Genomic DNA, 15165 nt, shown 5'->3' with positions numbered 1-15165 from the left:
GGCCTGCCACACTTCTCGCCATCCTTTACATTTGCTTACCAAGCGCGGCGATTTCGTTACAGTTGACTCCGGCGCAAGGCCAGGCGCTCGAGCAGTTCGAACAATCCCTGCGTCAACAGGGCCAGGGCGGCGGCCGGCAAGGCGCCCGCCAGCAGCATGTCGTTGTCGTTCAGCGCCAGGCCGATCGTGATGCGTTCGCCGTAGCCGCCGGCGCCGATGAAGGCGGCGATGGTGGCCGTGCCCACGCTCATCACGGCGGCGGTTTTCACGCCCGCCAATATCACGGGCATGGCCAGCGGCAATTCCACATGGATGAGTTTTTGGGCGCCGCGCAGGCCGAGGGCGAGCGCGGCCAGCCGCAGGCCGTCCGGCACCTGGCAGACGCCGGTGCAGGTGTTGCGGACGATGGGCAACAGGGCGTAGACGAACAGCGCCACCAGCGCGGGCGCCGTGCCTATCGTGCCCAGCAGCGGGATCATGATCGCCAGCAAGGCCAGCGAGGGGATGGTTTGCAGCATGCCGGTCAGCGCCAGCACCGCCTGGCGCAGGCGTGGCGCGTAGGCGGCCAGCACGCCCAGGGGAATGCCAACGGCGCAGGCCAGCGCCACGGCCAGCAGCACCAGGGTGATGTGCTGGCGGGTGAGTTTCCAGAGGTCGTCGGCGAAGAGCTTGGCGAGCAGGCCCGGGCGGACGGGATGCACGGCCACGGCGGACGGCGCCGCGCCCGACGCGGCGCTGGCGGCGGGCGCGGCGGGTGGTCCGGACAGTTCGCCGGTCGACGCGGCGGCGGCATGCACGCCGGCGCTGGTGGTGCCGGTGGTGCCGGTGGAGCTTGGCGGCGTTGCCGTGTTTGCCGTGTTTGCGGCCGGCGCCGCGGGCGGGCCGGCAAGCCAGTCGCGGGCGATGACGGTGAAGCTCTTGCCGCCGATTTCGGCGGCGGCGTTCATCGCGATCATGTCCGCGGCGGAGATGCGGCCCTCCAGTTGCGACAGGGCGCGCCACGCGGCGGGGAAGCGTTGCGCGGCGTCCAGCCGGTACAGCAGCACGGCGTCGTAGCGCGGGAAATAGGCCTTGTCGTCCTCCAGCACGCGCAGGCCGTACTGGCCTATCTTGGCGTCGGTGGAGTAGATGTCGATGACATCCACCTGCCGCTGCTGCAGCGCCTCGTAGGCGATGCCGTGATCCAGGCCCCGGGGCTGCTGCGGCAGTCCATAGCGCCGCGCCAGTCCCGGCCAGCCGTCCGCGCGGCCGATGAATTCATGCGACAGCCCGAACCTGTAAGCGCCCTGCCGCGCCAGATCGCTCAGGGTGCGCACGCCATCGCTGTCGCCGCGCACCGCCAGCGCGTAGGTGTTGTTGAAGCCCAGCGGCACAGCCACGCCCAGGCCCATGGCGGCCAGTTCACGCTGGATTTGCGCCGGCGGCGCGGGTTGCGCGTGCTTCAGAATTTCCAGGTCGATGGTGCCCATGTATTCGGGATAGACGTCGATGTCGCCCGAGCGTAGCGCCGCCAGCACGATGGCCGTGTTGCCCAGCCCCTGGCGGTGCTCCGTTTTCGCGTGCGGCGCGGCGGCCTGCGCCAGCAGCTCGCCCAGGATGTAGGACTCGGTGAAACGCTTGGAGCCGATGCGCAGCGTCGCCGCAGCGGGCTTGGCCGCGGCGGCGGTGGCGGCCGAGGCGGCCGGTATGCCGGCGAAGGCACCGGCGAACGCGCCGGCGCATGCTATGGTTAGAACCGCGAACGCGCGCCGCAACTCAGGCGCCCGTGCGCAGCATCGGCGCTTTCAGGGCCTGGCTCAGGGTCTCGTAGCATTCCGACAGGTGCGCCTTGGCCTCCGTGCCGATGGCGCCCGACATGGCGCCGCGTATGTCGCGCTGCAGTTCCAGCGCGTGCATGCGCTGCAGGCTGCGCGCGTCCGCCCGCATGCCGGGCGTGGAGCGCAGCAGCGTGGCGGCGACCCGCTTCAGGTGTTCGCGCTGCAGGTTGCGCCGCATGCCGCCGATGTCCTTGCCGCTCTTGAGCTCACTCCACACCGCCGCCTGCAGCGTGGTGTACAGCTCGTCCAGCGACAAGGCCCGCTTCGGATCATCGACCTTTTCCTGCGAGTCGAGCAGCCGCCCCGCCACCGCGTCCGACAGCAGCTGGTCCATCGCGGCGGCCTGCAGGAACAGCACGGCGCTGTTGATCGAGATGTCCGGCCGCAGGCGGAACTCCAGCTGGTCGCCGCCCAGGCGGCTCAGCAGCGAAGGGGGAAACTTGAAGCTGTCCGCCTTGAACAGGTTGTTGGTGAGGAGCTTGAGCGCGTCGCGCTGGCGCTCCACCGGCACCGGCGTGAACGACGCGCGGCCCGTGCCCGCGTGGTCGCGCAGGTGCGTGACGCCGCCCACGTACTTGACCACCACCGGCATCGTGCGCGCGAACTGGTCGAAGCCGTAGATGAAGCTGCGGCGCAGCGATTCATAGCTCTCGCCGGGCTTCAGCTTGCGCGTCTGCACGCGGTCCCACAGTTCGCGCGAGATGGCCAGCCGGCGCTGGAAGTAGGCCAGCGGGTCGCTGCCCAGGTCGAACAGGTTCACGTCCGGATCGGACATGCCGTAATAGGCTTCCTGGTCCGTGGCGAAGGCGAACTGTGGCTCGTTGGAGCGGCTGGCGATGCGCGCCAGTTCGTCCTTCTCCTGTTCCTCCGGGATCGGCTTGTAGGCGTATTCGATGGCCCAGTAGTCGTACGGCCCCAGCGTGGACATCACGTACTCGCCCTGCTGCTCGCCCTTGATGGCGATGTTGAACGGCGTGTAGTCCATCACGGAGCCGCTCAGGCCATTCCTGGCGGTGAAGTCCTTGTCCCTCAGCTGGAACAGGCTGTAGATGGTGGACGAGCGGAAGTTGTGCCGCAGTCCGAGCGTGTGGCCGACCTCGTGCATGATGACCGAACGCACATAGGCTTGCGCCACAGCCTCGGCCTTGGGGCTGTCCATCTCGAACTCGCCGCGCGCCTCCATCAGCTCCATGGCGAAGCCCATTTCCTGCGCCGATTCCATACCGAAGTCGCAGCGGGATTCGTCGTGCGGGCCCGGCGCCGTGACGGCCGCCGAATTGGACGCCTGGGACGCGCCGTAGGCCTGCCAGCGCGAGTCCTCGCTCGCCATGCGGCGCGCGCCGCGGGCGAAGATGTCGGACATGGCGATGTCCGCGTCCAGTATCTCGCCGCTGCGCGGGTCCACTTGGCGCGGGCCGATGGCCATGCTGGCGTCGGCGCCCACGTACCAGCGCACCGACGCGTGGCGCGCGTCCATGGTGTCGAAGTTGTCCTGCGCGGTCTGCTGCTTGACCACGATGGCGTCCTTGAAGCCGATGCGCTCGAAGGCGGCGTTCCAGGCCAGCACGCCCTGCCTCACCGACTCGCGGTACTTCTCCGGGATGTTCTTGTCCAGCCAGTAGACGATGGGCTGCCTCGGTTCGGACAGCGGCAGCGACGGGTCCTTCTTCTCCAGGCGCCAGCGGTTCACCACGTGCGTGGTGAGCGTGGGCCGGACGTCGTCCGTGAAATCATAGGCCGTGGTGACGAAGTGGCCGAGGCGGTCGTCCGCCGGGCGGCCATGCATGGGCTGCTCGGGCAGCGGCGCGAAGCTGTAATAGAAGCCCAGGAACATGCTGCGCGGGTCCGGCGTGTGGCGCGGCGGCGGCACGTAGGGCGCGGTCAGGGACGGCACCATGGGCGCGGCCGCCAGGCGCGGCACGAAGTAGTGCGCGTTGACGTGGAAGCCGGTCATGCCCTCGTCGCTGCGGACGCTGGCGAAGCTGCTGTTGCGCGCGTCCAGCGCGTACTGCATGCGGAAGGCGTATTCCAGCCGCGTGGAGAAGGAGGGGATGTCGGTGAACAGCAGCGCGTTGGCCTCGATCAGCACACCCTTGGTGCGCGCATGCGGCGCGCTGACGATGGGCACGGAGCCGAGCAGGCTGTCCGTGAAGCCCTGCGAGACGGCCAGCGCCAGCGGCGTGCCGGCCTTGGCGCGGAAATCGGTGTTGAGCGCCACCAGCTGCACCAGGTTGCCCAGCCGGCGGAACGCCACCACCTCGCTGCGCTCCATCTGGCTGCCATAGACGCTGCGCTCGCCGATGCCGGTGGCCACGTTGGCGGACAGGAAGAAGGGCTTGTCGAACTGCTCCGGACGTATCTCTATCCAGACCTTTTCATCGCGCTGGTACAGCGAGAAAAAACCGCCCATGTGCTGGGCGCCCTTGACGATGTCCGCGAACGGCTTGGCGGCGGGGTCCACGCGCGCGGCGGCGGCGGCGGCCGCGGCGGCGATCGCCGCCACCGTGGCCTGCGAAGCGGACGCCGCCGGCGCCGGGGGCGCGACAGGGGCTGGCGGCGTCTCCGGCGTGGGCGCGGGAACGGGGGCGGGTGGCGTGGGCGTTGGCGAGTCTTGCGCCATGGCCTGGGAGGCCATGGCCAGCGTGACGGCGAGGCTGATAGCCTTCAGGAAGAGCGGGCGCATGATGATTCTGTGGCGGATGCTGACGATCGTATTAATGTACACGATCGCGGCCGGCCGTGGCGGCTTTCGAGCTACACCGCGGGCCGGCGCGGCACACCGCCGTAGACCACGCCCTTGCACGGATTGAAACCTATCGCGTACGACAAGTCCGCCGGCCGGGCGATGTTCCACAGCGCGAAATCGGCGCGCTTGCCCACCTCCAGCGTGCCGACGCTGTCGCGCCGTCCCAGCGCGGCGGCCGCGTGCACGGTGCAGCCGGCCAGGGCCTCCAGCGGCGTCAGCCGCCACAGCGTGCAGGCCATGTTCATCGCCAGCAGCAGGGAGGTCATCGGCGAGGTGCCGGGATTGTTGTCGGTGGCCACGGCCATGGCCACGCCGGCCGCGCGCAGGGCCGCCACCGGCGGCGGCGTGGTGTCGCGCAGGAAGTAATAGGCGCCGGGCAGCAGCACCGCGACGGTGCCGCCGCTTGCCATGGCGGCGATGCCGTCGGCCGTCAGGTGCTCCAGGTGGTCCGCCGACAGGCCTTGATACTTCGCCACCAGTTCCGCGCCGCGCTGGTCCGACAGCTGTTCGGCGTGCAGCTTGACCGGCAGCCCGCGGGCCGCCGCGGCCTGGAACACCCGCTCCGTCTGCGCGTGGCTGAAGCCGATGCGCTCGCAGAACGCGTCCACGGCGTCCACCAGGCCCTGTTCGGCGAGCGGCGCGATCATGGCGCACACCTCGTCCACGTAGTCGTCCGCCCTGCCCGCGAACTCCGGCGGCACCGCGTGCGCGCCCAGGAAGGTGGTGGCGACGCCGACCGGCAGCGTGGCGCCCACGCGCCGCGCCACGCGCAGCATCCTGGCCTCCGCCTCCAGCGTCAGGCCGTAGCCGGACTTGATCTCCAGCGTGGTCACGCCCTCGGCCAGCAAACTGAGGATGCGCGGCAGGCTTTGCGCGTACAGTTCGTCCTCGGAAGCGGCGCGCGTGGCGCGCACGGTGGACATGATGCCGCCGCCGGCCCGGGCGATGTCCTCGTAGGTGGCGCCGTTCAGGCGCGCCTCGAATTCATCGCTGCGGTTGCCCGCGTGGACGATGTGGGTGTGGCAGTCGATCAGTCCCGGCGTGAGCCAGCAGCCGGCGCCGTCGTGCACCACGGCGGCGTCGCCCGCCGCCCGCGCCTCCGCCGCCGCGCCCAGCCAGGCGATGCGGCCATCCTTGACGGCGATGGCGCCGCCGCGCATTTCACCGTAGCCGTCCACCATGGTGGCCAGGTTCACATTCGTGTACAGCGCATCCCAAACCACACTCATTCCTCTTCGCCCTCTTCTTCGTTCGGGATGATATCGACGATGAACACGGTGGCCTGCCCGGCCTCCAGCGTCCACACGTCCTCGGTGCTCAGCACCACCGCGTCGTAGCGCACCATGGAGACGCGCTCGCTGGCGCTGCTGATGAACAGGCTCTCGCCCTCGGCCAGGAACACCACGGTGGTGGCGCTGCGCCGCTCCAGTTGGGAGAAGTCGCGCACCACGCGGCGCTCCAGCTGGTGGCTGCAGCGCGCGCGGCGCGTCATCACGTTGAAATCGGTGGTGGGGCCGGAGGCCACGGTGGCGTAGACCTCGGTCTCGCCGGGGAAGGCCAATACAGGTTCGCGTTCGCTGAGCGCCACCTGGCGCTCGTTGCCCACATCCAGCACCACGCCCGGGCCGGACACCAGCGTCAGCGTGCGGTCTATCCCCGGGAACACCGAGAACGGGCCGCTGTGCGCGATGGTGGCCAGGCTGACGCGCCAGTCGAAGTTGTCGAAGGTCGCGCCGGTGGGCGCGATGGTGATCTCCGTGGTGCTGCCGCCGCCGTTTTTCCAGGGCGTGGCATGCAGGCTTGCGTACTGTATCAGCTTGCTCATTAGCGGAACTCCCGAAGTTCGGCCAGCGTCTGTCTGAACCGCGCGGCGATGGCCTGTTGCGCCGCGTGCCTCTGGCCGCGCACCACCCACCGGCCGCCGACCATTACGTCTTTCACCAGATTGTCATTGCCGCTGAAAACAAAGCCGCCGAGGACCTCGTCCGCCGCCAGCCCGTACAGATTCGGGTGCTCGCCGTCGAGCACGATCACATCGGCGCGCCTGCCCGCCTCCAGCGCGCCGACCGGGCGTCCCGCCGCCTGCGCGCCGCCCCGCAGCGCGCCCTGCCACAGGAAGTCGCCCACGTTGCGCTGGGTGGCCGACACCGCGATGTTGCGGCGCCGCTCACTCAGGCGCTGGCCATATTCCAGCCAGCGCAACTCCTCCACCGGGCTTTGCGAGATGTGGCTGTCGCTGCCCACGCCGAAGCGGCCGCCCCGCTCCAGGAAGGACCGCAGCGGGAACAGGCCGTCGCCCAGGTTGGCCTCCGTGGTGGGGCAGATGCCCGCCACGGCGCCGCTGCGCGCGATCGCCGCCACTTCCGTTTCCACCAGGTGGGTGGCGTGCACCAGGCACCAGCGATCGTCCACCTCCAGCTCATCATACAGGTATTGCACCGGCCGCCGCGCGCAGTAACCGAGCGACTGCTCCACCTCCCCCTGCTGCTCGGCGATGTGGATGTGCACCGGCCGATCGCGCGGCAGGCCCGCCAGCACCTCCTGGATTTGGCCCACCGAGGCCGCCCGCAGCGAATGCGGCGCGAAACCCACCTCCGTTTGAGCATCCCGGCACGCCTCCAGTTCCCCGATCATCCGCAAAATATCCTGGGCGCCGGTCTTGAAGCGTCGCTGCTCCGGCTTCAGCGGCGCCTCGCCGAATCCCGAGTAACTGTACAGCACCGGCAGCATGGTGATGCCGATGCCCGTCGCCCGGGCGGCGGCGACGACCCGTTCCGCCGTCTCCGCCGCGCGCGGATACATGGCGCCGTCCGGCGTGCGCTGCACGTAGTGGAATTCACAGATCGAGGTGTAGCCGTGACGCAGGCATTCGCTGAACAGTTGCGCGGCGATGGCCTCCATCTGCTCCGGCGTGATGTTGCGGGCGAAGCGGTACATCAGGTCGCGCCAGGTCCAGAAGCTGTCCGGGCCTTCCCCGGCCTTCTCCGTCAGGCCGCCCAGCGCGCGCTGGAAGCTGTGCGAATGCAGGTTGATCATGCCCGGCATGGCGTAGTCCGCCACTTCCACGCCGGCCGGCTTCAAGGCGTCCGGCGTGACGGCGGTGAGGCCGCCGGCGGCGTCCCATTGCAGCAGCACGTCGCGCGCCCAGCCGGACGGCAGCAGCGCGTTCCGCGCGTACAGCGCCCGCGCGCCGGGTCCGGCGCCGGCGCCTTGAGCCGCGCAGGCGGGCTCCCCCGCGCCAAGGACCGCGCCGCTCATTGGGTTTTGCCCTCGGCGCCGCCCCTGGCCCAGTCGGCGGCGGCTTGCGTCAACCGGCGCAGCAGCGGCCGCACCCGGCCGGCCAGGTCGTCGCGATAGGCGAACGGCGCGCTTTCATCCATATAGGTGGACTGGCACATCTCCAGCTGGATGGCGTGTACGTTGCCGGCCGGTTTGCCGTAGTGGCGCGTGATGTGGCCGCCCTTGAAGCGGCCGTTCACGGCCACCGTGTAGCCGCCGTGCGCGCGCGCCAGCGCGGCGATGGTCTCCGTCATGCCGGGCGCGCAGGAGGCGCCGTCGGCGGTGCCGAAGTTCAGGTCCGGCAGCTTGCCCTCGAAGAAGCGCGGCACCACGGAGGCGATGGAGTGCGCGTCCCACAGCACCACCCGGCCATGGATGGCCAGCAGGCGGTCCAGCTCCGCGCGCAGCTGCTCGTGGTAGGGCCGCCAGTACAGGCGCAGGCGGCGCCGCACCTCCGCCTCGTCCGGCGCGCGGCCCTCGGCGTACAGGGGTTCGCGGCCGAAGGTGTCGAGCGGGCACAGGCCGGTGGTGTCCTGGCCCGGATACAGGTTCGTGTTCTCGGGCGGACGATTCAGGTCGATCACATAGCGCGACCAGCGCGCCGACAGGATCGACGCCCCCATCTCGCCCAGGAAGCCGTACAGCCGCTCCAGGTGCCAGTCGGTGTCGGCCTTCACCGAGGCGGCGGGCGCGAAGCCGGCCGCGATGTCGTCCGGGATGTCGGTGCCCACGTGGGGCATCGACACCAGCAGCGGCAGGCCGCCCGCGTTGAATTTGAAGTCCATCTCGTCCTCCCGCGCTTATGGATGCAGCGACGTGAACAGGCTCTTGCAGGTGGCGCTCAATTCACCCTTCAGCACCATCTGCAATGCCGCCTCGATGTCCGGCGCGAAGAAGCGGTCGGCGTCGAAGAAGGGCACTTTCTGGCGCAGCTGCGCGTGCACGTGCTCAAGGTGCGGCGACGTCTTCAGCGGCCGGTGGAAATCGATGCCCTGCGCGGCCGCCAACAGCTCGATGGCGACGATGGCGGCGGTGTTCTGCGCCATGTCTTCCAGGCGGCGGGCGGCGAAGGTCGCCATGCTCACGTGGTCCTCCTGGTTGGCCGACGTCGGTATCGTGTCCACGCTGGCCGGATGCGCCAGCGACTTGTTCTCGGAGGCCAGCGCGGCGGCGGTGACGTGGGCGATCATGAAACCGGAGTTCACGCCCGGGTCGCGCACCAGGAACGGCGGCAGGCCGGACAGGGTGGCGTCGATCAGCAGCGCGATGCGGCGCTCGGCAATGCTGCCGATTTCGGCGATGGCCAGCGCCAGCGTGTCCGCCGCGAAGGCCACCGGCTCGGCGTGGAAATTGCCGCCCGAGACCACCACCGCCTCGTCGCCGTTCTTGAACAGCAGCGGATTGTCGGTGACGGCGTTGGCCTCGATCAGCAGGGTGCGGCCTGCGTTGGCGATCAGGTCCCAGCAGGCGCCCATCACCTGCGGCTGGCAGCGCAGGCAGTACGGGTCCTGCACCCGCTCGTCGCCCACCAGGTGCGAGGCGCGGATGGCGCTGTTCGACACCAGCTGGCGGTAGATGGAGGCGGCGGCGATCTGGCCCGGCTGGCCGCGCACCTCGTGCACCCGCGCGTCGAAGGGCGAATCGCTGCCCTTGGCCGCGTCCAGCGACAGCGAACCGGTCACCATGCCCGCCTCCAGCAGGCGCTCGGCCATGAACAGGCCGTGCAGCGCCAGCGCGGTCGACACCTGGGTGCCGTTGATCAGCGCCAGGCCCTCCTTGGCGGCCAGCACCACCGGCGCGATGCCGGCGGCCTTCAGCGCGTCGGCGGCCTGCATCAGCTCACCGTTCACGCGCACCTCGCCCACGCCCAGCATGGCCAGCGTCATGTGCGACAGCGGCGCCAGGTCGCCGGACGCGCCCACCGAGCCCTTGGCCGGGATGGCCGGCATGATGTTGGCGTTGTACAGCGCGATCAACGTGTCGATGATCAGCGGACGCACGCCCGAGTAGCCGCGCGCCAGGCTGCCGATCTTCATCAGCATGATCAGGCGCACCACGGCGTCCGACATCAGCGCGCCGGTGCCGACGGAGTGCGACAGGATCAGGTTGCGCTGCAGCTGTTCCAGCTTGTTGTCCGGGATGCGGGTCTTGGCCAGCAGGCCGAAACCGGTGTTGATGCCGTAGGCGGCGTCGCCCTTGGCCACGATGTCGCGCACGATCTGCGCCGACGCCTCGATGACGGGATAGGCTTCCGCGGCCAGCGCCACGGGGGTGGCGGCGGTCCACGCGTTGCGCAGCTCGATCAGCGTGATGGAACCCGGTTTCAGGGTCCAGCCGTTGTTTGCGGTTTGAGTCATGTGGCGATTCCTTATTTAATCATAGGTGTAGCAGGGAATTCGGGCGGCATGCCGCCCGCCTGCGGAACGGGCCGCCCTTGCAAGGGCGGGTTCCCGTCCTATAGGACCATAGGGAGATTCAAGCCGTTGCGCTTGGCGCAGGCGATCGCCGATTCATACCCCGCGTCCGCGTGGCGCATCACGCCCGAGCCGCTGTCGTTGACCAGAACGCGCGCCAGGCGCTTGGCGGCGGCGTCGGTGCCGTCGGCCACGATGACCACGCCGGAGTGCTGGGAATACCCCATGCCCACGCCGCCGCCATGGTGCAGCGCGACCCAGGTGGCGCCGCCGGCGGTGTTCAGCAGGGCGTTCAGCAGCGGCCAGTCGGACACCGCGTCGGTGCCGTCTCTCATGCTCTCGGTCTCGCGATTGGGACTGGCGACGGAGCCGGTGTCCAGGTGGTCGCGGCCGATCACGATCGGCGCCTTCAGCTCGCCGTTGCGCACCATCTCGTTGAAGGCCAGGCCCGCGATGTGGCGCTCGCCCAGTCCCAGCCAGCAGATGCGCGCGGGCAGGCCCTGGAAGGCGATGCGCTCGCGCGCCATGTCCAGCCAGCGGTGCACCTGCGCGTGGTGCGGGAACAGTTCCTTGATCTTGGCGTCGGTCTTGTAGATATCCTCCGGATCGCCGGACAGCGCCACCCAGCGGAACGGGCCGCGGCCCTCGCAGAACTGCGGGCGGATGTAGGCCGGCACGAAGCCCGGGAAATCGAAAGCATTTTCCACGCCCTGGTCGAAGGCCACCTGGCGGATGTTGTTGCCATAGTCGACCACCTTCGCGCCCAGCCGCTGGAACTCCAGCATGGCCTGCACGTGGGCGGCGCAGGAATCGGCGGCGGCGGCCACCAGGCGCGCGTGACGCTCGGGGTCCTGCTGGGCCGATTTCCAATCGGCGACACTCCAGCCGCGCGGCAGGTAGCCGTTCACCAGGTCGTGCGCCGAGGTCTGGTCGGTGACCATGTCAGGCACCATGCCGCCGTCCTTGGCGCGCTTGACCAGCTCCGGCAGGATCTCGGCCGCGTTGCCCAGCAGGCCGATCGAGATCGCCTCCTTGCGCCCGGTGTGGAACCTCACCAGTTCCAGCGCCTCGTCTATGGAGGCGGCCTGCTTGTCCAGGTATTTGGTGCGCAGGCGGAAGTCGATGCTGGTCTGCTGGCACTCGATGTTCAGCGACACGGCACCGGCGAAGGTGGCCGCCAGCGGCTGCGCGCCGCCCATGCCGCCCAGGCCGGCGGTCAGGATCCAGCGGCCGGCCATGTCGCCGCCGAAGTGCTGGCGGCCGGCCTCGGCGAAGGTCTCGTAGGTGCCCTGCACGATGCCCTGGGTGCCGATGTAGATCCAGGACCCGGCCGTCATCTGGCCGTACATGAACAGGCCCTGGCGGTCCAGTTCGTTGAAGTGTTCCCAGTTGGCCCACTTCGGCACCAGGTTGGAGTTCGCCAGCAGCACGCGCGGCGCGTCCTCGTGGGTCTGGAACACGCCGACCGGCTTGCCGGACTGGATCAGCAGGGTCTGGTCCGCCTCCAGCTCCTTCAACGAGGCGAGAATCTGGTCGTAGCAGGCCCAGTTGCGGGCCGCGCGGCCGATGCCTCCGTACACGACAAGATGCTGCGGGTTCTCGGCGACCTCGCTGTCGAGATTATTCTGGAGCATGCGATAGGCCGCCTCCGCGCCCCAGGTCTTGCAGACGCGCTCGGGCCCGCGCGGGGCGCGGATGACGCGCGTGGCGTCGAAACGTGGATCGTTGGCTAGGGAAGTGCTCATATCGGCTCCTTGGTGTCTGGTGGAAACGGACGGGCGCGGCGAACCACGCGCCCTCCGCGCATCCTTCCAGCATAAGTTGTCTATACAACCAAGTCAACCTCAATTTACTTATCAAACCCACATCGGTGTCAGGCGCGACATTCGGACATCGGGCCAAAATGTCCGAATGTCGCGCCTGACACTGATGTTGTTTTATCAACTATCTGCGGTGGACCTTGGGTAGCCCTGTTCAACTGGCGTCGTGGAAGATGATGCCCAGTGTGTGGCGCGAGCCCGATCGCAGCCGCGACACGCCGTGCCGCATGTTGACGCGGTAGACGCCGCGCGCGCCGTTCACGGGACGGTGGAAGACGGGGAAGACGACCATGTCGCCCCGCCCCAGCGGCACCACCTCGGCGCGCGACTGCATGCGCGGGCGCTGCTCGGTGAGCACGAATTCGCCGCCGGTGTAGTCCTCGCCCGGCGCGGACAGCAGCACGGCGGCTTGCAGCGGGAACACGTGCTCGCCGTACAGGTCCTGGTGCAGGCAGTTGTAGTCGCCGGCGCGGTATCGCAGCAGCAGCGGCGTGGGGCGGCTCTGGCCGGCGGCGTGGCAGCGGGCGATGAATTCGGCGTGCCCCGGCGGGAAGCGCGGTTCCAGCCCCATGGCCTCGTACCAGCGGTTGGCGATGGCGGCCAGCGGCGGATACAGTGCCCCGCGCAGCCGGGCGATGGGCGATGGCAGCGGGTGGGCGAAGTATTGGTATTCGCCTTTGCCGAAGCCGTGGCGCTCCATCACGACGCGGCTGCGGAACAGTTCGGACTTGGCGTAGGCGGCGGCCAGGCGCTGGCATTCCTCGGCGGACAGCAGGCCGGGGACGGTGGCGCAGCCGAAGTCGTCCAACTCGGCGGCGATGGCGGCCCAGTCGAGCGCGGCGCAGCGCCCGGACAGGCCGCTCCACGCGGGCGCGGGTTCCCCGTCCCGCGGGCCACCGCTGCCAAAACCGGGGACGGACTCGCGGTCCGCTCCGCCTATCCCCGCGACGGCTTGTGGCGCGGAGAGTCCGTCCCCGGGGTGAGGTAGGTGGCCCGCGCTCATTTGGAGCCCTCGCGCTCGAGCAGCGCCTGCTTGCGCTCCACGCCCCAGCGGTAGCCGGAGATCGAGCCGTCGTTGCGCACCACCCGGTGGCAGGGGATCGCCACGGCGATCGCGTTGGCGGCGCAGGCCCCGGCCACCGCCCGCGCCCCCTTCGGCGCGCCGACGATCGCGGCCAGCTCAGCGTAGCTGACGGTCTTCCCGGCCGGGATCTCGCGCAAGGCCCGCCACACGCGCTGCTGGAAGGCCGTGCCGCGCACGTCCAGCGGCAGGTCCAGCCCCGTGCCCGGCGCCTCCACCATGCCGACCACGGCGGCCACCACCCGCTCGTACCCCGGCTCGGCGCCGATCAGCTCGGCCTTGGGGAAGCGGTCCTGCAGGTCGCGCGCCAGCAGGTCCGGGTCGTCGCCCATCAGGATGGCGCAGATGCCCTTGTCGGTGCTGGCCACCAGGATGGCGCCCAGCGAGCACTCGGCGATGGCGAAGCGGATCGCGGCGCCGCTGCCGCCGCCGCGCCAGGCGCCCGGCGTCATGCCCAGCGCGCCGGGCGACTTGGCGTAGAAGCGGCCGCTGGAATTGAAGCCGGCCGCGTAGATCGCGTCCGTCACCGTGCCCTCGCCCGCCAGCCCGGCCTGCATGCGGCGCTGCTGCGCGCCGGCCGCGTAGGCCTTGGGCGTGAGCCCCGTTTGCGCCTTGAAGATCCGGTGGAAGTGGAAGCGGCTCATGCCGCTGGCCTCGGCCAGGCTGGCCAGGTCCGGCTCGGTTTCGGCCTCGTCGATCAGGCGGCACATGCGCGCCACCATGGCGGCGTGGCGCTCGGCCAGCGGCGGCTGGTCGGGTTTGCAGCGCAGGCAGGGACGGTAGCCGGCCAGCTCCGCCTCCTCGCGGCTGGCGTGGAAGCTGACGTTGGCGCGCAGCGCCGGCCGCGAGCCGCACGAGGGGCGGCAGTACACGCCGGTGCTGCGCACCGCGTAGTAGAAGCGGCCGTCGGCCGCGCCGTCGCGCCGCCGCACGGCGGCCCAGCGTTCGTCGTCGCTGTCGTATTCCCCGCGCCCGGGCTCCTCGCGTCCGCGCTCATCGTGTTCGTACTCTTGGTCGTTCATGGTGCCCATGGTTGCGCTCCGCTGTCGTTGTGTGGGATGGCGCCATCGTAGCGGCGCGCCACCGTCCCCGCACTCCGGGTCTTGCTTTTGAATTCTTCTCCGCCGCAAATGTTAAAATCGCCCCTCGCCAGCGCCGGCCCGGCGCAGCTCCGGAGACCGGTTTGGACGAACAACAAATACAAGACAATACCCCTATTTTCCAGCGCATCAAGGATTACCTGCTGGCCCAGATCGCGGCCGGCCAGTGGAAGGAGGGCGACGTGATCCCCTCGGAACAGGCGCTGGTCAAGCAATTCGGCGTCTCGCGCATGACGGTCAACCGCGCCGTGCGCGAGCTGACCGCCGAGCAGGTGCTGACCCGCCGCCAAGGCTCGGGCACCTACGTCGCGCAGCAAAAATACCAGGCCACGCTGCTCGAGATCAAGAGCATCGCCGACGAGGTGCGCGCGCGCGGCCACGCCCACCGCAGCAGCCTGCAACTGCTGGAGCAGACCAAGGCGGCCGAATTGATGGTCAAGCAATTCGAATTGCCGCCGGGACATGTGCTGTTCCATTCCGTCATCGTCCACTTCGAAAACGGCGTGCCCATCCAGGTGGAGGACCGCTGGGTCAATCCGCTGTGCGCGCCGGACTACATGAGCCAGGACTTCGCCGCAATCACCCCCAACGAATACCTGATGGCGGCCGCGCCGCTGCAGGGCGCCACCTACAGCATCGAGGCGCTCAGCCCGCCGCGCGACATCGCCGACATGCTGGCCATCGACACCCGCCAGCCCTGCCTGGTGCTCAAGCGCCAGACCCGCTCCGGCGGCCAGGTGGCATCCATCGCCACCATGTGGCATCCGGGCCACCGCTACCAGTTCGCGGGCAGTTTCAACTAGCCTCGCGGCATGGTCGCTAGCATGGCGCAAGTGCGCCCGAGCCGATACGCGCGGCGTATTCTTGCCATTGGAAAAGTTAACACTGCCGGCAAACCTTCGATGCTA

11 protein-coding genes are annotated in these 15165 nt (G+C 69.5%); 1 reads left to right on the top strand and 10 read right to left on the bottom strand.

The window, feature by feature from the left end:
- Positions 1-56: 56 nt before the first annotated feature.
- From BM436_RS15445 to ada, 10 genes are all read right to left on the bottom strand, one after another.
- A complete protein-coding gene (locus BM436_RS15445; protein ID WP_093556513.1) occupies positions 57-1688 on the bottom strand; it encodes an ABC transporter permease/substrate-binding protein in 1632 nt (543 codons plus the stop codon).
- A 67-nt stretch (positions 1689-1755) separates the two neighbouring features.
- Positions 1756-4500 carry a zinc-dependent metalloprotease gene (locus BM436_RS15440; RefSeq protein ID WP_093556427.1) on the bottom strand — a complete coding sequence of 915 codons (2745 nt, stop codon included), beginning with the start codon at positions 4498-4500 and terminating at the stop codon, positions 1756-1758.
- Positions 4501-4571: 71 nt separating this feature from the next.
- Positions 4572-5792, bottom strand: coding sequence for an imidazolonepropionase (gene hutI / locus BM436_RS15435; protein WP_093556426.1), 1221 nt, complete (start codon positions 5790-5792; stop codon positions 4572-4574).
- A complete protein-coding gene (locus BM436_RS15430; protein ID WP_093556425.1) occupies positions 5789-6388 on the bottom strand; it encodes a HutD/Ves family protein in 600 nt (199 codons plus the stop codon). Before BM436_RS15430 ends, hutI begins: the two co-directional genes overlap by 4 nt.
- Positions 6388-7821: a formimidoylglutamate deiminase gene (locus BM436_RS15425; protein ID WP_093556424.1), complete on the bottom strand. Its 1434-nt coding sequence runs from the start codon at positions 7819-7821 to the stop codon at positions 6388-6390. Before BM436_RS15425 ends, BM436_RS15430 begins: the two co-directional genes overlap by 1 nt.
- On the bottom strand, positions 7818-8627 hold the full coding sequence (gene hutG, locus BM436_RS15420; protein WP_093556423.1) for an N-formylglutamate deformylase: 810 nt from the start codon (positions 8625-8627) through the stop codon (positions 7818-7820). Before hutG ends, BM436_RS15425 begins: the two co-directional genes overlap by 4 nt.
- 15 nt (positions 8628-8642) lie before the next feature.
- Complete coding sequence (gene hutH / locus BM436_RS15415; RefSeq protein ID WP_093556422.1) at positions 8643-10199, bottom strand: histidine ammonia-lyase; 1557 nt, start codon at positions 10197-10199, stop codon at positions 8643-8645.
- Positions 10200-10297: 98 nt separating this feature from the next.
- Entirely contained in the window at positions 10298-12001 is a 1704-nt protein-coding gene (hutU, locus tag BM436_RS15410; RefSeq protein WP_093556421.1) for a urocanate hydratase, read from the bottom strand.
- Between the two features lie 229 nt (positions 12002-12230).
- Positions 12231-13079, bottom strand: a complete 849-nt coding sequence (locus BM436_RS15405) for a 2OG-Fe(II) oxygenase (protein WP_093556420.1) — start codon at positions 13077-13079, stop codon at positions 12231-12233.
- Positions 13076-14179 (bottom strand): bifunctional DNA-binding transcriptional regulator/O6-methylguanine-DNA methyltransferase Ada, encoded by a 1104-nt coding sequence (gene ada / locus BM436_RS15400; RefSeq protein WP_093556512.1) that lies wholly within the window; start codon positions 14177-14179, stop codon positions 13076-13078. The genes BM436_RS15405 and ada overlap by 4 nt, the downstream gene beginning before the upstream one ends.
- A gap of 161 nt (positions 14180-14340) precedes the next feature.
- Between ada and hutC the strand changes: the two genes are divergently transcribed.
- Positions 14341-15060 carry a histidine utilization transcriptional repressor HutC gene (gene hutC / locus BM436_RS15395; RefSeq protein WP_093556419.1) on the top strand — a complete coding sequence of 240 codons (720 nt, stop codon included), beginning with the start codon at positions 14341-14343 and terminating at the stop codon, positions 15058-15060.
- Positions 15061-15165 lie beyond the last annotated feature (105 nt).

Origin of the sequence: Pseudoduganella namucuonensis (assembly GCF_900116645.1) — a bacterium.
GTDB classification, from domain to species: domain Bacteria; phylum Pseudomonadota; class Gammaproteobacteria; order Burkholderiales; family Burkholderiaceae_D; genus Rugamonas; species Rugamonas namucuonensis.
The sequence above is the reverse complement of the archived record's forward strand: the minus strand, read 5'-3'. Positions and strand labels throughout refer to the sequence as shown.